This window comes from Evansella halocellulosilytica, assembly GCF_002335745.1.
GTDB lineage: Bacteria > Bacillota > Bacilli > Bacillales > Salisediminibacteriaceae > Bacillus_CA > Bacillus_CA halocellulosilytica.
In genome coordinates, this window is the sequence record NZ_NIST01000001.1 from 754,268 (window position 1) to 775,006 (window position 20,739).

At 42.0% G+C, this 20,739-nt stretch carries 23 protein-coding genes; all 23 read left to right on the forward strand.

Features of this window, described 5'->3' with window-relative positions:
* The first annotated feature begins 114 nt into the window (after positions 1–114).
* The 23 genes from CD001_RS03430 (at position 115) to CD001_RS03540 (ending at position 20,718) form a co-directional block, all read left to right on the forward strand.
* Positions 115–732, forward strand: a complete 618-nt coding sequence (locus CD001_RS03430) for a class I SAM-dependent methyltransferase (RefSeq protein WP_096186204.1) — start codon at positions 115–117, stop codon at positions 730–732.
* A gap of 407 nt (positions 733–1,139) precedes the next feature.
* Entirely contained in the window at positions 1,140–4,682 is a 3,543-nt protein-coding gene (gene rpoB, locus CD001_RS03435; RefSeq protein WP_096186205.1) for a DNA-directed RNA polymerase subunit beta, read from the forward strand.
* A gap of 36 nt (positions 4,683–4,718) precedes the next feature.
* A complete protein-coding gene (rpoC, locus tag CD001_RS03440) occupies positions 4,719–8,330 on the forward strand; it encodes a DNA-directed RNA polymerase subunit beta' (protein ID WP_096186206.1) in 3,612 nt (1,203 codons plus the stop codon).
* Positions 8,331–8,413: 83 nt separating this feature from the next.
* On the forward strand, positions 8,414–8,662 hold the full coding sequence (locus tag CD001_RS03445; RefSeq protein ID WP_096186207.1) for a 50S ribosomal protein L7ae-like protein: 249 nt from the start codon (positions 8,414–8,416) through the stop codon (positions 8,660–8,662).
* A gap of 114 nt (positions 8,663–8,776) precedes the next feature.
* Positions 8,777–9,190 (forward strand): 30S ribosomal protein S12, encoded by a 414-nt coding sequence (gene rpsL / locus CD001_RS03450; protein WP_096186208.1) that lies wholly within the window; start codon positions 8,777–8,779, stop codon positions 9,188–9,190.
* A gap of 57 nt (positions 9,191–9,247) precedes the next feature.
* Entirely contained in the window at positions 9,248–9,718 is a 471-nt protein-coding gene (gene rpsG / locus CD001_RS03455) for a 30S ribosomal protein S7 (protein WP_096186209.1), read from the forward strand.
* A gap of 149 nt (positions 9,719–9,867) precedes the next feature.
* On the forward strand, positions 9,868–11,949 hold the full coding sequence (fusA, locus tag CD001_RS03460; RefSeq protein ID WP_096186210.1) for an elongation factor G: 2,082 nt from the start codon (positions 9,868–9,870) through the stop codon (positions 11,947–11,949).
* Between the two features lie 117 nt (positions 11,950–12,066).
* Positions 12,067–13,257: an elongation factor Tu gene (gene tuf, locus CD001_RS03465; RefSeq protein WP_096186211.1), complete on the forward strand. Its 1,191-nt coding sequence runs from the start codon at positions 12,067–12,069 to the stop codon at positions 13,255–13,257.
* Positions 13,258–14,091: 834 nt separating this feature from the next.
* Positions 14,092–14,400, forward strand: a complete 309-nt coding sequence (gene rpsJ / locus CD001_RS03470) for a 30S ribosomal protein S10 (RefSeq protein WP_003156464.1) — start codon at positions 14,092–14,094, stop codon at positions 14,398–14,400.
* 36 nt (positions 14,401–14,436) lie between these two features.
* Positions 14,437–15,069: a 50S ribosomal protein L3 gene (gene rplC, locus CD001_RS03475; protein WP_096186212.1), complete on the forward strand. Its 633-nt coding sequence runs from the start codon at positions 14,437–14,439 to the stop codon at positions 15,067–15,069.
* Between the two features lie 26 nt (positions 15,070–15,095).
* Positions 15,096–15,719 carry a 50S ribosomal protein L4 gene (rplD, locus tag CD001_RS03480; RefSeq protein ID WP_096186213.1) on the forward strand — a complete coding sequence of 208 codons (624 nt, stop codon included), beginning with the start codon at positions 15,096–15,098 and terminating at the stop codon, positions 15,717–15,719.
* Positions 15,719–16,009: a 50S ribosomal protein L23 gene (gene rplW, locus CD001_RS03485; protein ID WP_096186214.1), complete on the forward strand. Its 291-nt coding sequence runs from the start codon at positions 15,719–15,721 to the stop codon at positions 16,007–16,009. The genes rplD and rplW overlap by 1 nt, the downstream gene beginning before the upstream one ends.
* A gap of 32 nt (positions 16,010–16,041) precedes the next feature.
* Complete coding sequence (rplB, locus tag CD001_RS03490) at positions 16,042–16,872, forward strand: 50S ribosomal protein L2 (RefSeq protein WP_096186215.1); 831 nt, start codon at positions 16,042–16,044, stop codon at positions 16,870–16,872.
* A gap of 63 nt (positions 16,873–16,935) precedes the next feature.
* Entirely contained in the window at positions 16,936–17,214 is a 279-nt protein-coding gene (rpsS, locus tag CD001_RS03495) for a 30S ribosomal protein S19 (protein WP_096186216.1), read from the forward strand.
* A 21-nt stretch (positions 17,215–17,235) separates the two neighbouring features.
* A complete protein-coding gene (gene rplV / locus CD001_RS03500; RefSeq protein WP_096186217.1) occupies positions 17,236–17,577 on the forward strand; it encodes a 50S ribosomal protein L22 in 342 nt (113 codons plus the stop codon).
* 2 nt (positions 17,578–17,579) lie between these two features.
* On the forward strand, positions 17,580–18,239 hold the full coding sequence (rpsC, locus tag CD001_RS03505; protein ID WP_096186218.1) for a 30S ribosomal protein S3: 660 nt from the start codon (positions 17,580–17,582) through the stop codon (positions 18,237–18,239).
* 2 nt (positions 18,240–18,241) lie between these two features.
* On the forward strand, positions 18,242–18,676 hold the full coding sequence (gene rplP / locus CD001_RS03510; protein WP_096186219.1) for a 50S ribosomal protein L16: 435 nt from the start codon (positions 18,242–18,244) through the stop codon (positions 18,674–18,676).
* The gene (rpmC, locus tag CD001_RS03515) at positions 18,666–18,869 is read left to right on the forward strand and encodes a 50S ribosomal protein L29 (RefSeq protein ID WP_078578514.1); all 204 of its coding nucleotides are present in this window, start codon (positions 18,666–18,668) and stop codon (positions 18,867–18,869) included. The genes rplP and rpmC overlap by 11 nt, the downstream gene beginning before the upstream one ends.
* 21 nt (positions 18,870–18,890) lie before the next feature.
* On the forward strand, positions 18,891–19,154 hold the full coding sequence (rpsQ, locus tag CD001_RS03520; protein ID WP_096186220.1) for a 30S ribosomal protein S17: 264 nt from the start codon (positions 18,891–18,893) through the stop codon (positions 19,152–19,154).
* Between the two features lie 43 nt (positions 19,155–19,197).
* Positions 19,198–19,566, forward strand: coding sequence for a 50S ribosomal protein L14 (gene rplN / locus CD001_RS03525; protein ID WP_096186221.1), 369 nt, complete (start codon positions 19,198–19,200; stop codon positions 19,564–19,566).
* Positions 19,567–19,622: 56 nt separating this feature from the next.
* The gene (gene rplX / locus CD001_RS03530) at positions 19,623–19,934 is read left to right on the forward strand and encodes a 50S ribosomal protein L24 (protein ID WP_096190474.1); all 312 of its coding nucleotides are present in this window, start codon (positions 19,623–19,625) and stop codon (positions 19,932–19,934) included.
* Positions 19,935–19,963: 29 nt separating this feature from the next.
* Entirely contained in the window at positions 19,964–20,503 is a 540-nt protein-coding gene (gene rplE, locus CD001_RS03535) for a 50S ribosomal protein L5 (RefSeq protein WP_096186222.1), read from the forward strand.
* A 29-nt stretch (positions 20,504–20,532) separates the two neighbouring features.
* Positions 20,533–20,718 (forward strand): type Z 30S ribosomal protein S14, encoded by a 186-nt coding sequence (locus CD001_RS03540; RefSeq protein ID WP_096186223.1) that lies wholly within the window; start codon positions 20,533–20,535, stop codon positions 20,716–20,718.
* The last annotated feature ends 21 nt before the right edge of the window (positions 20,719–20,739 follow it).

A 20,739-nucleotide genomic window follows, 5' to 3' on the forward strand; every position in this document is an offset into this window, starting at 1 on the left:
AAAGCGAGTTTTTTGAACTTTGTTGTTATATAACGGTTATATTATTTTTCTTATGACAACAATGGTATACGTGTAGGTGAAGAAATGAGAACAAAACGATGGGGGGGCGTTGTATTGTCCAATCATTATTACTCGGAGAAACCTCAAGTAGAAAGTCAACGGGAACAAATCGATGATGAGATTAATGGGGAAGTATTTAAATTTACGGTGGATCGCGGTGTGTTTTCTAGAAAAGGGGTAGACTTCGGGTCAAAATTATTAATTGAAACGTTCGATGATGAATCTCTTGTCGACGGACCGATAGCAGATGTTGGATGCGGCTGGGGACCAATCGGTATTGCTCTTGCTAAAGCATATCGTGAACGAACTATGTACATGTTTGACATTAATGAACGCGCAGTTGAATTATCAACAGAGAATGCGAAGAGTAATCAAGTGAAAAATGTAAAGATTGAACCAAACAACTTATTGGATGGTCAGTCAAATGCATTTTTCGCGGCAATCGTGTCGAATCCTCCGATTAGAGCAGGGAAAGACATCGTGTTTAAATTGTATGAGCAAGCAGTTAAGTCATTGAAGCTTGAAGGGGAGCTTTGGCTTGTCATCCAAAAGAAACAAGGGGCAGCATCGACAGTAAAAAAGCTTGAAGAGTTAGGTTTAGATGTGAATGTTTTGAAGAAATCGAAAGGCTATCAAATCATTAGAGGAAAAAAGATTGACTCCGAAAGTTAGTTATGTTAATGTTATTTAATGCGTATGAATATAAAGTTGAAAATGGGGCAAATATGCTTTTGAATCAAAACGTAGTTTGTGGCTGAGGAAAAGGGCGCAGGACTTTGTTTTGTTTATGATATTTTACAACTCATTTAAAAATGATCATTGTACAAAATAGGTGATGTGTATAAAAAGGGTGAATTTGGACAAACTATTAACGTCTTTTATGCCTTTTCAAGGTATAAGTCTTACAGACCCTTTTTTTGTTTTTTTTACATATGAAAACAATGCTTTTCATAAAAAAGATGACATCATTTTCATAAGAAAAAAGTAATGCCTTTAATTTTGTGTGTCAAAGGGTGGATCTACAAATCGTATACCATCCTTATGATGATAAAAACGTTAGTTTTTAAGGGGTGAATCAGTTGACAGGTCAACTAGTTCAGTATGGACGCCACCGCCAGAGAAGGAGCTATGCCCGCATCAATGAAGTGTTGGATCTTCCGAACTTGATCGAGATTCAAACTGCTTCTTATCAATGGTTTCTTGATGAGGGTATTCGCGAAATGTTTGGAGATATTTCGCCAATTGAAGATTTTACTGGTAATTTGGTGCTCGAGTTTATCGATTATAGCTTAGGAGAACCGAAATATTCAGTAGAAGATTCCAAAGAACGGGATGTAACATATTCAGCTCCGCTTCGTGTGAAGGTACGTCTCATTAATAAAGAGACAGGTGAAGTGAAAGAGCAAGAAGTGTTTATGGGAGACTTCCCTCTCATGACAGATACGGGAACGTTTGTCATTAACGGTGCTGAACGAGTTATCGTTTCACAGCTCGTCCGTTCACCGAGTGTGTATTACAGTGAAAAGATGGACAAAAACGGGAAAAAAGGATTCACTGCTACAGTTATTCCGAACCGTGGTGCTTGGTTAGAGTTAGAAACCGATGCGAAAGATATTGTTTATGTTCGTATTGACCGCACAAGAAAAATCCCAGTCACTGTATTATTACGTGCGCTTGGGTTTGGATCGGATCAAGAAATTATTGATTTGTTAGGTGAAGATGAGTATTTACGAAATACGCTCGAAAAAGACAATACAGACAGCTCTGAAAAAGCGCTTCTGGAAATCTATGAGCGCCTTCGCCCGGGAGAACCTCCGACAGTCGACAATGCCAAAAGTTTATTAGAATCGCGTTTCTTTGATCCAAAGCGCTATGATCTAGCGAATGTTGGACGTTATAAGATGAACAAAAAACTTCATATTAAAAATCGTCTGTTTAATCAGCGCCTTGCAGAAACGCTCGTTGATCCTGATACAGGGGAAGTGTTAGCAGAAGAAGGTGCATTGATCGACCGTCGATTACTAGATCGACTGCTGCCATATTTAGAAAGCAACGTAGGCTTTAAGCATATTAATCTTCATGGTGGAGTGGTTGACGATGAAGAGGTTGATCTTCAGTCTGTCTTAATTTACCCTCCAAATGGTACAGAAGAGGACGAGCCGATTCGAGTAATAGGTAATGGGGTTGTAGATAAGTCAGTTAAAAATATTACACCAGCTGATATTCTTTCTTCTATTAATTACTTCTTCAACCTATTGCATGGTGTAGGGAACACCGATGATATCGACCATTTAGGAAACCGTCGTCTTCGTAGTGTCGGTGAACTCTTGCAAAACCAATTCCGTATTGGTTTATCAAGAATGGAGCGAGTTGTCCGTGAACGTATGTCCATTCAAGATGCGAATATGATCACACCGCAGGCATTAATTAATATAAGACCTGTCATTGCTTCGATTAAAGAGTTCTTCGGAAGCTCTCAGTTATCACAGTTTATGGACCAAACGAACCCGTTAGCTGAGCTAACGCATAAGCGTAGACTTTCTGCCCTTGGACCTGGTGGATTAACGCGTGAACGGGCAGGATTTGAAGTTCGTGACGTACACTATTCCCACTATGGACGTATGTGTCCGATTGAAACACCTGAAGGTCCAAACATTGGTTTGATAAACTCTCTATCCAGTTATGCGAAGGTGAACGAATTCGGTTTTATGGAAACTCCTTATCGTAAGGTTGACCATGAGACAGGTCGAGTAAGTCCTCAATTCGATTATTTGACAGCTGATGAAGAGGATAACTACGTTGTCGCACAAGCGAACGCGAAGTTAGATGAGAACGGTTCTTTTGTCGACGAAAATATTATTTGCCGCTTCCGTGGTGAAAACATTATCGTCCCACGTGATCGTGTCGATTACATGGACGTTTCTCCTAAGCAAGTAGTCTCAGCTGCAACAGCGTGTATTCCTTTCTTAGAAAACGATGACTCCAACCGTGCCTTAATGGGAGCGAACATGCAACGTCAAGCTGTTCCACTATTAGAACCGGAATCACCAATTGTCGGTACAGGAATGGAGTACGTATCTGCGAAGGATTCTGGAGCGGCTGTTGTCTCAAAAACAAAAGGACGCGTTGAAAGAGTTTCTGCTAAGTATGTTCAACTTCGCAAAATTGAAGAAGTGGATGGAAAAGAAGTAGAAACAGATGTCGTTCGTTACAACATGCAAAAGTTTGAAAGGTCGAACCAAGGTACTTGTTACAACCAACGCCCGATTGTCAGTGAAGGAGATATCGTAACTAAAGGCGAAATCCTTGCAGATGGTCCTTCGATGGAAAAAGGGGAGATGGCCTTAGGCCGAAACGTGATGGTTGGTTTCATGACTTGGGAAGGTTATAACTATGAGGATGCGATCATTTTAAGCGAGAGACTCGTTAAAGATGATGTATATACATCTATTCATATTGAAGAGTATGAATCAGAAGCACGTGATACAAAGCTTGGACCAGAAGAAATTACCCGTGACATTCCAAACGTCGGGGAAGATGCATTGAAGAACCTTGACGAGCGTGGAATTATTCGCGTCGGTGCTGAAGTGAAAGACGGTGACATTCTTGTTGGTAAAGTAACACCTAAAGGTGTAACGGAACTAACAGCAGAGGAACGCCTTTTACATGCGATCTTCGGAGAAAAAGCTCGTGAAGTTCGTGACACATCACTTCGTGCACCACACGGTGGAGACGGAATCGTTCTTGATGTAAAAGTTTTCAACCGTGAAGACGGGGATGAACTCCCTCCAGGAGTAAACCAGCTAGTACGTGTTTACATCGTACAGAAGAGGAAAATTCACGAAGGGGATAAAATGGCTGGTCGTCACGGTAACAAAGGTGTTATTTCCCGAATCTTACCGGAAGAAGATATGCCTTACTTACCAGACGGAACACCTATCGACATCATGTTGAACCCGCTCGGTGTACCATCTCGTATGAACATCGGTCAAGTATTGGAATTGCATTTAGGAATGGCGGCAAGAAACCTCGGTATTCATGTAGCAACTCCGGTCTTTGATGGAGCGCGTGAAGAAGATGTCTGGAGCACCCTTGAAGAAGCTGGTATGGCACGAGATGGTAAAACTGTGTTATATGACGGAAGAACGGGTGAACCATTTGACAACCGTGTATCTGTAGGGATTATGTATATGATCAAACTTGCTCACATGGTTGATGATAAGTTACACGCTCGTTCAACTGGACCATATTCACTTGTTACGCAGCAACCGTTAGGTGGTAAAGCACAATTCGGTGGACAGCGTTTCGGTGAAATGGAGGTTTGGGCACTTGAAGCGTATGGTGCAGCTTACACATTACAAGAGATTCTTACTGTTAAGTCTGATGATGTTGTCGGACGTGTAAAAACGTATGAAGCAATTGTAAAAGGTGAAAATGTACCAGAGCCTGGAGTACCAGAATCATTCAAAGTTCTCATCAAAGAACTTCAAAGCTTAGGTATGGACGTGAAAATGCTCTCAAGCAATGAAGAAGAAATTGAGATGTTAGAACTTGATGATGAAGAAGATCAAGGCAATGACAAGTTGAATTTGAACCTGGAATCCAGTGAATCAAACGGTTAATGGGAGAACTTGAATGCTGAAAGGGAGGTTAGCCCCTTGATAGATGTAAATAACTTTGAGTATATGAAAATAGGTCTTGCATCACCAGACAAGATTCGTTCTTGGTCTAGAGGTGAAGTGAAAAAACCAGAGACCATTAACTATCGTACGTTAAAGCCAGAAAAAGATGGATTGTTTTGTGAACGAATTTTCGGACCGCAAAAAGACTGGGAATGTCATTGCGGGAAATATAAGCGTGTCCGTTACAAAGGTGTTGTTTGTGACCGGTGCGGAGTAGAAGTTACACGTGCGAAAGTACGCCGTGAGCGTATGGGGCATATTGAATTAGCTGCCCCTGTCTCTCATATTTGGTACTTCAAAGGCATCCCGAGCCGTATGGGACTTGTACTAGATATGTCTCCTCGCTCATTAGAAGAAGTGATCTACTTTGCTTCTTATGTTGTAACTGATACAGGTGACACACCTTTAGAATTAAAACAACTTCTTTCTGAGAAAGAATATCGTACGTACCGTGAAAAATACGGCCGCTCTTTTACTGCCGCAATGGGAGCAGAAGCGATCCGTAAACTGTTACAAGATATCGACCTCGATAAAGAAGTAAACATGTTAAAAGAAGAGCTCGTTACTGCTCAAGGTCAGCGTCGTACGCGTGCAATTAAACGTTTAGAAGTACTTGAAGCATTCCGCCATTCGGGAAACAATCCTGCATGGATGATCATGGATGTATTACCGGTTATTCCACCGGAATTACGTCCGATGGTACAGTTAGACGGTGGACGCTTTGCGACATCTGATCTAAACGACTTATATCGTCGTGTGATTAACCGAAACAACCGATTAAAACGATTATTAGACCTTGGAGCACCGAATATTATCGTGCAAAACGAAAAACGTATGCTTCAAGAAGCTGTTGATGCGTTAATAGACAACGGTCGTCGCGGTCGTCCTGTAACAGGACCAGGAAACCGTCCATTAAAATCTCTATCCCATATGTTAAAAGGGAAGCAAGGGCGTTTCCGTCAAAACCTACTCGGTAAACGTGTTGACTACTCAGGCCGTTCTGTAATCGTTGTAGGGCCGCACTTAAAGATGTACCAATGTGGGCTTCCAAAGGAAATGGCATTGGAACTCTTCAAACCGTTTGTTATGAAGGAACTCGTCAGCAAAGGGTTAGCGCACAACATTAAAAGTGCAAAGCGTAAAGTAGAACGCATTCAGCCAGAAGTTTGGGATGTTTTAGAAGAAGTTATTAAAGAGCACCCAGTTCTATTGAACCGAGCTCCAACACTTCACAGACTTGGAATCCAAGCGTTTGAGCCTACTCTTGTAGAAGGCCGCGCGATCAAATTGCACCCGCTCGTATGTACTGCATACAACGCAGACTTTGACGGTGACCAAATGGCCGTGCACGTTCCGTTATCTGCTGAAGCACAAGCCGAATCGCGCTTACTTATGCTTGCAGCACAAAACATCTTAAATCCTAAGGATGGAAAGCCAGTTGTTACACCATCTCAAGATATGGTTTTAGGGAACTATTACTTGACTCTTGAACGTGAAGGAGCAATTGGTGAGGGGAATGTTTATAAAGATGCTGATGAAGCATTGACGGCATATCGTTGCGGGTTTGTCCACCTTCATACGAGAATTGCAATTCCTGTAGCATCTTTAAATAAAACGAACTTCAAGCAAGAACATGAAGATAAATTGCTGCTGACTTCTGTCGGTAAAATTATCTTTAATGAAATTTTGCCTGAGTCATTCCCTTATGTGAATGAACCGACGGCTCAAAACCTAGAAATTGAAACACCTGATAAATATATCGTTCCGTTTGATACCGATATTAAAAAAGAATTCCAAAAACGCGATGTTATTATGCCATTTAAGAAAGGCTTCTTAGGTGACATTATCGCAGAAGTATTTAAGAAGTTTAAAGTGTCTCAAACGTCAGTCATGCTTGATAAGATGAAGGACCTTGGCTTCCATTATTCCACGAAAGCAGGAATTACTATCGGTGTTTCTGATATCGTTGTATTGAAAGATAAGCAAGAGATTCTTGATGAAGCAGAGAAGAAAGTTGACAGAGTCGTTAAACAGTTCCGTCGCGGTTTAATTACCGAAGAAGAACGTTATGACAAAGTCATTGAAATTTGGAGTGCAGCCAAAGATATCATTCAAGATAAACTGATGGGAACACTCGATAAGACGAACCCAATCTTTATGATGAGTGACTCAGGAGCACGTGGTAATGCATCTAACTTTACTCAGTTAGCCGGTATGCGTGGTCTGATGGCGAACCCATCCGGACGAATTATCGAACTTCCGATTAAATCAAGTTTCCGTGAAGGTCTTACAGTACTTGAGTACTTCATTTCGACACACGGTGCACGTAAAGGTCTTGCTGATACAGCATTGAAAACCGCTGACTCTGGTTACTTAACAAGACGTCTAGTTGACGTTGCTCAAGACGTAATCGTTCGTGAAGATGATTGTGGAACTGACCGCGGTCTTGAAGTTCAGGCGATTACAGAAGGAAGTGAAGTTATTGAGCCGCTATATGACCGACTTGTTGGCCGTGTTGCTTTCAATACGATTAAACACCCTGAAACGGGTGAAGTATTAGTTGAAAGAGATGTAGAGATGGATGAAGATACAGCTAAAATCGTTGAGGATGCTGGTGTCAAATCCGTAACAATCCGCTCTGCCTTCACTTGTGATACGAAGCATGGTGTATGTCGTAAATGTTACGGACGTAACTTAGCGACTGGATCAGAAGTTGAAGTTGGTGAAGCAGTCGGTATTATCGCTGCACAATCGATCGGTGAACCAGGTACACAGTTAACAATGCGTACATTCCACACAGGTGGGGTTGCCGGAGATGATATCACTCAAGGTTTACCACGAATTCAGGAATTGTTTGAAGCACGTAACCCTAAAGGGCAAGCGGTTATCTCTGAAATCGAAGGTACAGTGACAGACGTGAAAGAAGTGAATGAGAAGAAGGAAATTGTCGTTCAAGGTGAAATCGAATCACGTAATTACGTCACGCCTTACGGTGCAAGGTTGAAAATTGAAGTTGGCGAAGAAGTGAAGCCAGGTCAAGAGCTAACTGAAGGTTCAATTGACCCTAAAGAACTATTAACCGTATCCGGTGTGCAAGGTGTCCAAGAATACCTCCTTCGTGAAGTACAAAAAGTTTACCGAATGCAAGGGGTTGAAATTGGAGATAAGCACGTCGAAGTAATGGTTCGTCAAATGCTTCGTAAAATCCGTGTTGTGGATGCAGGAGATACAGAAGTACTCCCAGGATCCCTCGTTGAAGTACATCAGTTTAATGAGGCGAACAGAGACATTCTGCTTCGTGGAGGTAACCCAGCGATGGGACGCCCGGTACTTCTCGGTATTACAAAAGCTTCACTTGAAACAGATTCATTCTTATCAGCTGCATCTTTCCAAGAAACGACTCGAGTTCTTACAGATGCTGCAATTAAAGGTAAGAGAGATGAACTTGTCGGCTTGAAGGAAAACGTCATTATCGGAAAGCTCGTTCCTGCTGGAACAGGAATGCAGCGATACCGCCGACTCACATCAACGAACGTTGAAGAGGAAGCAACAGACGAAATGGTCGAAGAAGTATCTATTCAAGAATAAATACAATTAGATGTTGACACGTGTTAGACACGGTGGTAATATATCTAAGTGTGCCAAATACCTGATGCTTTGGAGGATGGAAAATGTCTTATGAAAAAGTAGCCCAGGCAAACGCAAAAGTCGTCGGCACGAAACAGACGCTTAAAGCACTGGAAGATAAGCAGGTTAACGAGCTGATCGTTGCAGAAGATGCCGACCTAAAAGTGTTGCAAAAAGCACTAGATATTGCTGAAGCACAAGGTGTGTCGGTCATGAAAGTTGATTCCATGAAAATGCTTGGTAAAGCATGCGGAATTGATGTTAATGCAGCGATTGTAGCCTTAAAAAAGTAAAAAGAGTTTTTGCCTACGGGTTTGCCCCTTTAGGCAAAAACTTTCCTTTTACACATTTATGAACCACCTGGACCAGTGGGCTTAAATAAAATTGATATGAAAGGAGGAAATTACATGCCTACTATTAATCAATTAGTACGTAATGGTCGTAAAGCGAAAGTAGAAAAGTCTGACTCACCAGCACTGAACAAAGGGTACAACAGTTTTAAGAAAATGCAGACAAACCAAAGCTCTCCACAAAAACGTGGGGTATGTACTCGTGTTGGTACGATGACACCAAAGAAACCAAACTCTGCCCTTCGTAAATATGCTCGTGTACGATTAACAAACCAAATCGAAGTAACGGCATACATTCCAGGAATCGGGCACAACCTTCAAGAGCACAGTGTTGTTCTTATTCGCGGAGGACGTGTAAAGGACTTACCTGGGGTACGCTACCACATCGTTCGTGGAGCACTTGATACTGCAGGGGTTGAAAACCGAGCACAAGGTCGTTCTAAATACGGAACGAAGAGACCTAAGAAATAATGGCAATACTATTGAAGCAAAATTATATGATTGAATTTCGTGAAAGGAGGGAACCTTATGCCTCGTAAAGGACCTGTACCTCGCAGAGATGTTTTACCTGATCCAATGTATAACTCAAAATTAGTTACACGTTTAATCAACCGCATTATGGTTGACGGAAAAAGAGGTAAAGCACAAACAATTCTTTATAAAGCATTTGAACTAGTACAAGAACGTACTGGTAACGACCCACAAGAAGTATTCGAACAAGCGTTGAAAAATATTATGCCAGTTCTTGAAGTTAAAGCTCGCCGTGTTGGTGGTGCTAACTATCAAGTACCGATCGAAGTTAAACCTGAGCGTCGTACGACACTTGGACTTCGCTGGTTAGTAAGCTATGCTCGCCTTCGTGGTGAAAAAACGATGGAAGAGCGTCTAGCGAACGAAATTATGGACGCAGCGAATAACACGGGTGCAGCTGTGAAAAAGCGTGAAGATACTCACCGCATGGCTGAAGCTAACAAAGCATTTGCTCATTATCGCTGGTAAGTAATATATACCCCCTTAGCTCCACCTTAGGAAACTAAGGGAAAGATATACAGCCAGGGGAAGAGTGAAGGAGGGTTCCCCCTTCCTTTAACTACATACCCTGAAAACTAACTAACTAACATCTTCATTGAGGAAGGAGAAATTGACCAATGGGAAGAGAGTTCTCCTTGGAAAAAACTCGTAATATCGGTATCATGGCGCACATCGATGCTGGTAAAACGACAGCTACGGAAAGAGTTCTTTTCTACACTGGGCGTATCCATAAAATTGGTGAAACACATGAAGGTGCTTCTCAAATGGACTGGATGGAGCAGGAGCAAGAGCGTGGTATTACAATCACATCTGCTGCGACAACAGCTCAATGGAAAGGGCATCGTATTAACATCATCGATACACCTGGACACGTAGACTTCACAGTTGAAGTTGAACGTTCATTACGTGTACTTGACGGTGCTGTTGCAGTACTTGATGCTCAATCTGGTGTAGAACCACAAACGGAAACTGTATGGCGCCAAGCAACAACTTATCACGTACCACGAATTGTTTTCGTGAACAAGATGGACAAGATCGGTGCTGATTTCCTTTATTCATTAAGCACACTGCATGATCGTCTTGGTGCGAATGCAGCAGCAGTTCAGTTACCTATCGGTGCTGAAGATGACTTTGAGGGAATCATTGACCTTGTTACAATGGAAGCTTACTTCTATATGGATGACTTAGGAACACGTAGTGAAGCTCGTGAAATTCCAGAAGAGTATAAAGCTCAAGCGGAAGAGTATCGTGAAAAACTAATTGAAGCAGTTTCTGAGCTTGATGAAGAGCTTATGATGAAGTACCTTGAAGGTGAAGAAATTACAACGGATGAGCTAAAAGCAGCCATTCGTAAAGGTACTTGTAACGTTGAATTTTACCCAGTTCTCTGTGGATCAGCGTTTAAAAACAAAGGTGTTCAGCTAATGATCGATGCAGTAATTGATTACTTGCCATCACCATTAGATGTACCTGCAATTCAAGGGCATGTTCCTGGTAAAGAAGAAGAAACAATTGAGCGTAAAGCAGATGACAACGAGCCATTCTCAGCATTGGCGTTTAAAGTTGCAACTGACCCTTACGTTGGTAAACTAACATTCTTCCGCGTTTACTCAGGTACTGTTAATGCAGGATCATATGTTAAAAACGCAACCAAAAATAAGCGTGAAAGAATGGGACGTATTCTTCAAATGCACGCAAACCACCGTGAAGAAATTCCAACATGTTATGCTGGGGATATTGCTGGCGGTGTAGGTTTGAAAGACACGTCCACTGGTGATACTCTATGTGATGAAAAGGATCTTGTTATTCTTGAATCTATGGAATTCCCAGAGCCTGTAATCTCATTATCTGTTGAGCCTAAATCTAAGGCTGACCAAGATAAGATGGGTATTGCACTTGGAAAGCTTGCTGAAGAGGATCCAACTTTTAGAACACATACTGATGAAGAAACAGGCCAAACGATCATCGCTGGTATGGGTGAGCTTCACCTAGATATCATCGTTGACCGTATGAAGCGTGAATTCAAAGTTGAAGCAAACGTTGGTGCTCCTCAAGTTTCATATCGTGAAACAATTCGTCAAGCTGCACAATGTGAAGGGAAATTCGTTCGCCAATCTGGTGGTCGTGGACAATACGGTCACGTTTGGGTGGAATTTTCACCAAACGAAGAAGGCGCAGGCTTCGAATTTGAAGATGCAATTGTCGGTGGTGTTGTTCCTCGTGAATACATCCCTTCTGTAGGTCAAGGTCTTGAAGAAGCATTAGAAAACGGAATGATTGCAGGATATCCTGTTATCGACGTAAAAGCGAAGCTTTATGATGGATCTTACCACGATGTTGACTCTAACGAGATGGCATTTAAAGTCGCTGCTTCTCTAGCAGTAAAAGAAGCTGTGAAAAAATGTAACCCAGTTCTACTTGAACCAATCATGAAAGTAGAAGTTGTTGTTCCAGAAGAATACATGGGTGACATCATGGGTGACGTAACGTCTCGTCGAGGACGCGTAGAAGGTATGGAAGCTCGTGGTAACGCACAAATCGTTAAAGCGATGGTACCACTATCTGAAATGTTTGGTTATGCAACATCCTTACGTTCAAATACGCAAGGGCGTGGCCAATATACAATGCACTTTGACCACTATGAAGAAGTGCCAAAGAGTATTTCTGAAGAGATTGTTAAAAAACAATCTGGACAATAAACATCAAATATTGTCTCAATAATTATTTTGTTGTAAGCTAAGAAAGGTGATAGACTCGTTTCTAACATCTTTCTCATAATAAAAAAACACTTTCTTAAATTTAAGGAGGATTTCAAAATGGCTAAAGAAAAATTTGATCGTTCCAAGACGCATGCCAATATCGGTACAATTGGACACGTTGACCACGGTAAAACTACATTAACAGCAGCAATCACTCACGTACTACACAAGCAATCTGGTAAAGGTACTGCAATGGCATATGACCAAATCGACGGTGCTCCAGAAGAGCGTGAGCGTGGAATTACAATTTCAACTGCACACGTTGAGTATGAAACAGATACTCGTCACTATGCACACGTTGACTGCCCAGGACACGCAGACTACGTTAAAAACATGATCACTGGTGCCGCTCAAATGGACGGTGCGATTCTAGTTGTATCTGCAGCTGACGGCCCAATGCCACAAACTCGTGAGCACATTCTTCTTTCTCGTCAAGTAGGGGTACCTTCAATCGTAGTATTCCTTAACAAAACTGACCAAGTTGACGACGAAGAGCTACTTGAATTAGTAGAAATGGAAGTTCGTGACCTTCTTTCTGAGTACGACTTCCCAGGAGATGACATTCCTGTCGTTAAAGGTTCTGCACTTAAAGCACTTGAAGGAGACGCTGACCATGAGCAAGCAATCCTTGACCTAATGGCTCAAGTTGATGAGTACATCCCAACTCCAGAGCGTGACAAAGATAAGCCATTCATGATGCCAGTTGAGGACGTATTCTCAATCACTGGTCGTGGTACTGTTGCAACTGGACGTGTTGAGCGTGGACAATTAAACGTTGGTGACGAAATCGAAATCATCGGTATCGAAGAAGAGTCTAAAAAGACGACTGTAACTGGTGTTGAAATGTTCCGTAAGCTTCTTGACTATGCTGAAGCTGGTGACAACATTGGTGCACTTCTACGTGGTGTATCTCGTGAAGATATCAACCGTGGTCAAGTACTTGCTAAACCAGGTACTATCACTCCACACAAAAAGTTTAAAGCTGAAGTTTATGTTCTTTCTAAAGAAGAAGGTGGACGTCACACTCCATTCTTCTCAAACTACCGTCCACAGTTCTACTTCCGTACTACGGACGTAACTGGTGTTATCAACCTTCCAGATGGTGTAGAAATGGTTATGCCTGGAGATAACATTGAAATGACTGTAGAATTAATCGCTCCAATTGCGATTGAAGAAGGTACTAAGTTCTCTATCCGTGAGGGTGGACGTACAGTAGGTGCCGGAGTAGTTGCTGAAATCCAAGACTAATTGGAAATTAGTAAACTCAATATAGAAGGCCTCGGGAATGATTCCCTTGGCCTTTTTTGTCGTTTCGGAAACTATAAATTTAGATCTTGTGGTTAAGTTCTCGAAATAGTTGTTACGTCTAGCTCAGCGACGAGCGTTTTCATCACGAGCTTCCATACAGATGTGGTGACTTTCGGCAAGACTTTGGCATCAATACTTTTAACGGACATAGGATTCGCTATATCCACATAAAACGCTTATTTTTAAAAATAAAAGGACATAGGATCCCTTATTTAGTTAAAATCGTGAGAATATCTCTCCATAATCACATAATAGAGGAACGTCTGACCGAGAAACTTCTATAATTAACCTTTTTGATGTAAATAAAGGATCTAGTGTCCGCGAAACTTTTAAAGCGAAATGGAAGCAACGAGGACAACCTAAACATTTGTATACATTGTTTCAAAATGAGTGGAGTACCCGATGGATCGTCAACTATTGCTGTTCCCGGTAGAGTCGCTTCCATTCACTTCTTCGAACAACAATCTATGTGAAAAAAGTCGTTGCCAAATTATCACCAACATTTTCTAGCATCGATGATTAGTTTTCCCTTGCAAGAGGTTGAAAAGAATATGCAGCCTATGTATAATAGAAAAAGTGTGGCTGGATTCGTAATTTCTATAAAAAACCTTGCACACTTGCTAGGTTTCTTGTATAATGTTGAATGTTGGTCACTGGCAGGCTATGATTCGGAAGGTTGCTGACACACCCGGCCCCTTTGCCATGGCGGGTGCGAAGGATAATTTCCGATGAGCAAGTCTATTTCCAAAAATGGGCGAAAAAGGAGGTAATCAAATGGCAAAACAGAAAATTCGCATTCGTTTAAAAGCGTATGATCACAGAATTTTAGATCAATCAGCGGAAAAAATTGTGGAAACGGCTAAGAGATCTGGTGCTAGTGTATCTGGTCCAATCCCGCTTCCAACTGAGAAGTCCGTATATACGATCTTGCGTGCCGTTCACAAATATAAAGACTCTCGTGAGCAGTTCGAAATGAGAACTCATAAGCGTCTTATCGATATTGTGAACCCAACACCACAAACTGTGGATGCTTTAATGCGTTTAGATCTACCATCTGGTGTAGATATCGAAATCAAACTTTAATAAATTATTTTTATGAAATTATAGGAGGTGTGACTCATGGCCAAAGGAATCTTAGGTAAAAAATTAGGCATGACTCAAATTTTTGCTGAAAACGGCGAGGTTGTTCCGGTAACAGTTATCGAAGCGGACGCAAACGTTGTTCTTCAAAAGAAAACTGTTGAGGGTGATGGTTACGAAGCGATCCAAATCGGATTTGCTGACCAAAAGGACAGCCACCAAAACAAACCGGCAAAAGGTCATGCAGCAAAAGCGAAGACAAATCCTAAGCGCTTCGTTAAAGAAATCCGTAATGTAAATCTTGCGGATTATGAAATTGGTCAAGAAGTCAAGGTAGATACATTTGCAGAAGGAGACGTTGTAGACGTAACAGGTACGTCTAAAGGGAAAGGTTTTGCTGGTGCGATTAAGCGTCACAACCAATCTCGTGGACCAATGTCTCACGGTTCTCGCTACCACCGTCGTCCTGGTGCGATGGGACCTGTTGATCCAAACCACGTTCGTAAAGGTAAATTATTACCTGGACGCATGGGTGGAGAACAAGTGACAATTCAAAATCTTGAAATTGTACGTGTAGATACAGAGCGCAATTTACTACTAGTTAAAGGAAACGTGCCTGGAGCGAAAAAAAGCCATGTTTCCGTTATGTCTGCAGTTAAAGCAGCTGAATAAGATCGAATAGGAAAGGAGGAGCCCAGATGCCTAAAGTTACTTTGTATAACCAAGCTGGCTCACAAGTAGGCGATATTGAACTCTCAGATGCTGTATTCGGCATTGAACCTAATGAGAGTGTTCTATATGACGCAGTTGTCATGCAGCAAGCATCACAACGACAAGGTACACATGCAACAAAAGGTCGTTCAGAGGTTCGCGGCGGCGGTCGTAAGCCATGGCGACAAAAAGGAACAGGTCGTGCGCGTCACGGATCTATCCGTTCCCCAATCTGGGTTGGTGGTGGAGTTACATTTGGACCAAAACCACGCAACTACGGATATAAATTACCGAAAAAACAACGTCGTTTGGCGTTAAAATCTGCTCTTTCTTCCAAGGTGAATGCAGATGCATTCCGCGTATTGGAAGGATTATCTTTTGAAGCTCCAAAGACAAAAGAACTAATCAGTGTTCTTGAAGGATTGTCTGCGGAAAACAAAACGCTAGTTGTTACAGCAGACTACAATGATAATGTAGCGTTATCTGCTCGCAACATCCCTGGCGTAAAATTCGTCACTGCTGACGGTGTGAATGTTTTAGATATTGTTCACTTTGACAATGTCGTCATTACACAAGACGCTGTGAAAAAGGTAGAGGAGGTGCTTGCATAATGGCAAACGCTAGAGATATTATTAAGCGCCCCATCATTACTGAGCGTACAGCTGATCTTATGGCCGAGCAAAAGTACACATTTGATGTAGATCCTCGTGCTAACAAAACAGAAATCAAAAACGCTGTTGAAGAGATCTTTGGTGTGACAGTTTCTAACGTGAACACAATGAACTACAAAGGTAAGTTCAAGCGTTTCGGACGTTATACTGGCTATACTCGCAAGCGCAAGAAAGCCATTGTACAACTAACACCAGACAGCAAAGAATTAGAATTCTTTGAAGGTGTTTAAGCAAGAATTTATCGTGAAGGAGGGAAAATCAAATGGCTATTAAAAAGTACAAACCAACCAGTAATGGTCGCCGCGGTATGTCCGTTTTAGATTTCCAAGAAATCACAACTGACAAACCTGAGAAGACTCTATTAGAGCCTTTATCAAAGCGCGGTGGTCGTAATAACCAAGGTCGTTTAACAGTACGTCACCAAGGTGGTGGTCATAAGCGCCAATACCGTGTGATTGACTTTAAGCGTGATAAAGATGGAATTCCAGGACGCGTTGCTACGATCGAATACGATCCAAACCGTTCTTCAAACATTGCACTTATCAACTATGCTGATGGTGAAAAGCGTTACATTTTAGCACCGAAAGGGCTAAAAGTAGGAACTGAAATTATGTCCGGTAAAGATGCTGACATTAAAGTAGGAAACGCGCTTCAACTAAAAGACATTCCAGTTGGTACAGTGATTCATAACATCGAACTTCGCCCAGGAAAAGGCGGACAGTTAGTACGTTCTGCTGGTGCAGAAGCTCAACTTTTAGGTAAAGAGGGAGATTACGTTTTAGTACGTTTACGTTCTGGCGAAACTCGCTTAATCCTAGCAACTTGTCGTGCGACAGTCGGTCAAGTTGGTAACGTTGAGCACGAGCTTGTAAACATCGGTAAAGCAGGTCGTTCTCGCTGGTTAGGCAAGCGCCCAACCGTTCGTGGTTCTGTAATGAATCCAAATGATCACCCACACGGTGGTGGTGAAGGACGTGCTCCGATCGGACGTAAATCACCAATGTCTCCATGGGGTAAACCAACACTTGGATACAAAACACGTAAGAAAAACAAAGACACGGATAAATACATTGTGCGTCGTCGCAAAAAATAACGGGATTGTGCTACGGTTCTCGAATGGAAGGGCCGTAGGTCAATCACGAAGGGAGGTACAAATATGGGTCGCAGCTTGAAAAAAGGACCTTTTGTGGATGATCATCTTATGAAGAAAGTTGAAGCAATGAACGAGGGCGATGATAGAAAAGTGATTAAGACTTGGTCTCGTCGTTCTACAATTTTCCCTGAATTCATCGGTCATACGATTGCCGTATACGACGGTCGCAAACACGTACCGGTATATATTTCTGAAGATATGGTTGGACACAAGCTTGGAGAATTCGCTCCAACAAGAACGTATAAAGGCCATGCTTCTGATGACAAGAAAACACGACGTTAATAAAGAGGGGAGGTACTTTCCATGGAAGCAAAAGCAGTTGCGAAACAAGTGCGCATTGCTCCTCGTAAAGCTCGCTTAGTGGTTGATTTAATTCGTGGGAAACAAGTTGGTGAGGCAATCTCCATCTTACGTCACACGCCAAAGAAAGCATCTCCAATTGTTGAGAAGCTTTTAAACTCAGCCATTGCGAACGCAGAGCATAACTACGAATTGGAACCTGATAACCTAGTTATCAGTAAAGCATATGTTGACGAAGGTATTACATTAAAGAGATTCCGCCCACGTGCAATGGGACGTGCGAGCCGAATCAACAAACGTACGAGCCATATTACGGTCGTTCTAACAGAAAAGAAGGAGGGATAAGTGTGGGTCAAAAAGTAAATCCTAATGGACTTCGTGTTGGCGTTATTCGCGACTGGGAGTCAAAATGGTACGCAGAAAAAGATTATGCTGACCTACTTCACGAAGATATTAAAATTCGTGAATACTTGGAGAAGCGTCTACAAGAAGCTTCTGTATCCACCATTGAAATTGAACGTGCTGCAAACAGAGTAAACGTAACAATTTACACTGCTAAGCCAGGAATGGTTATCGGTAAAGGTGGTTCTGAAGTAGAAGCATTACGTAAAGCTTTAAATCAATTAACAGGTAAACGAGTTCACATCAACATTAACGAAGTGAAAACTCCAGACATGGATTCTCGTTTAGTTGCAGAAAATATTGCTCGCCAATTAGAAAATCGTATTTCATTCCGTCGTGCAATGAAACAATCAATTCAACGTACGATGCGTTCTGGCGCAAAAGGAATTCGTACGGAAGTATCTGGACGTCTTGGCGGCGCAGACATTGCTCGTTCTGAATCATACAGTGAAGGGACAGTTCCACTACACACATTAAGAGCTGATATCGATTATGGTACTGCAGAAGCAGATACAACATACGGTAAGCTTGGTGTTAAAGTGTGGATCTACCGCGGAGAAGTCCTTCCAACGAAAGGAACGAAACAAGAGGAAGGAGGAAAATAATCATGCTAATGCCTAAACGTGTAAAATTCCGTCGTGAACACCGTGGGAAAATGCGCGGTCGTGCGAAAGGCGGAACAGAAGTAAATTTCGGTGAATACGGTTTACAAGCGCTAGAAGCTTCATGGATTACAAACCGTCAAATCGAAGCAGCGCGTATTGCAATGACACGTTATATGAAACGTGGAGGTAAAGTATGGATTAAAATTTTCCCAGATAAGCCTTATACAGCAAAACCATTAGAAGTACGAATGGGTTCCGGTAAAGGTGCTCCTGAAGGATGGGTAGCCGTTGTAAAACCTGGGAAGATCATGTTTGAAATTGCTGGAGTTTCTGAAGAAGTAGCTCGCGAAGCATTGCGTTTAGCTTCTCATAAACTACCGATTAAAACGAAATTCGTAAAACGCGAAGAAGTGGGTGGTGACGCAAATGAAAGCTAATGAGATTCGAAACCTTACCACTGCCGAGATCGAACAAAAGTCAAAGTCATTAAAAGAAGAGCTATTCAATCTTCGCTTTCAGCTTGCGACTGGACAATTAGATAATCCAGCCCGCATCCGCGAAGTGAAGAAAGCTATTGCTCGTGCAAAAACGGTATTGCGTGAAAGAGAACTAGGAATCACGAACGAATAATCCTGAGAGGAGGTTTGCACTGTGACAGAGCGTAACAATCGCAAAAGCTATGTAGGTCGTGTAACATCCGACAAAATGGATAAAACGATCACAGTTACAGTTGAAACGTACAAAATGCACTCGCTCTACGGAAAGCGTGTAAAATATTCAAAGAAATTTAAAGCTCATGATGAAAACAATACTGCAAAAGTAGGCGATATCGTCCGCATTATGGAAACTCGTCCGTTATCTAAAGATAAGCGTTTCCGTCTTGTAGAAGTTATTGAAGAAGCAGTTATTATTTAATGAAAGTTTATGTTTACTTACCTGAAGGGAGGTAAAGAAGTCTATGATTCAACAAGAAAGTCGGTTAAAAGTAGCTGATAACTCAGGAGCTCGTGAAGTTCAGTGTATTAAAGTTCTTGGCGGTTCTGGACGTAAAACGGCGAACATTGGTGATGTGATCGTGTGTTCTGTAAAGCAAGCAACACCTGGTGGCGTTGTCAAGAAAGGTGAAGTTGTTCGCGCGGTAATTGTACGTTCTAAGAGCGGTGCACGTCGCCCAGACGGATCTTACATCAGATTTGATGAAAATGCAGCAGTAATCGTTCGTGATGACAAGAGTCCACGAGGAACTCGTATCTTTGGACCAGTTGCACGTGAATTGCGTGAAAACCAATTCATGAAGATCGTATCTTTAGCTCCTGAAGTACTTTAATCATAAATGAACGGAAATTTACGTCTTAAGGAGGTGCCCTTATGTCTCAACCAAAATTGCATGTCAAAAAAGGAGATACTGTTAAAGTAATCTCCGGCAAAGACAAAGGCAAGGAAGGTAAAATCCTTGAAGCATACCCAACTGACTACCGTGTGCTAGTGGAGGGCGTAAACATGGTGAAGAAACATGCGAAACCATCACAAGCGAACCCACAAGGCGGAATCTTAAATCAAGAAGCTCCGATTCACGTATCAAACGTGATGCCAATTGATCCAAAGACCGGAGAACCAACGCGTGTCGGTTATAAAGAAGAGAACGGAAAGAAAGTACGTATTGCGAAAAAGTCTGGCGAATCTTTAGATAATTAATCGCTAGAGGCTGAAAGGAGGTTTACTCAATGAGTCGTCTGAAAGAGAGATACAACCAGGAAATCATTCCTGCTTTAACTGATAAATTCAATTACTCTTCCGTTATGGAAGTACCGAAAGTAGATAAGATTGTCATTAATATGGGGATCGGTGACGCGGTACAGAACTCTAAAGTCTTAGATAAGGCTGTTGAGGAACTTACTGAAATCACAGGTCAAAAACCATTAATTACAAAAGCGAAAAAATCCATTGCAGGATTCAAACTACGTGAAGGAATGCCAATCGGTGCGAAAGTTACTTTACGTGGCGAGCGTATGTATGAATTCCTCGATAAGCTCATAAGCGTTTCTTTACCACGTGTTCGTGACTTCCGTGGTGTTTCAAAGAAAGCTTTTGATGGACGTGGAAACTACACATTAGGTGTAAAAGAGCAGCTTATTTTCCCAGAAATTGAGTATGACAAAGTTGATAAAGTCCGCGGAATGGACATCGTTGTCGTAACAACTGCTAACTCTGATGAGGAAGCACGCGAACTACTCACTCAAATGGGCATGCCGTTTCAAAAATAAGAACTTGCCAAAAGGGAGGAGTGAAGACCTTGGCGAAAAAATCAATGATCGCTAAAAACAAACGACCGAAAAAGTTTAAAGTTCAGGAATATACACGCTGTGAACGTTGTGGTCGCCCACATAGTGTCATTCGTAAGTTCAAACTTTGCCGTATCTGCTTTAGAGAACTTGCATATAAAGGTCAAATTCCGGGCGTCAAAAAAGCTAGCTGGTAATTCCGTTTAGGGAAGGAGGTA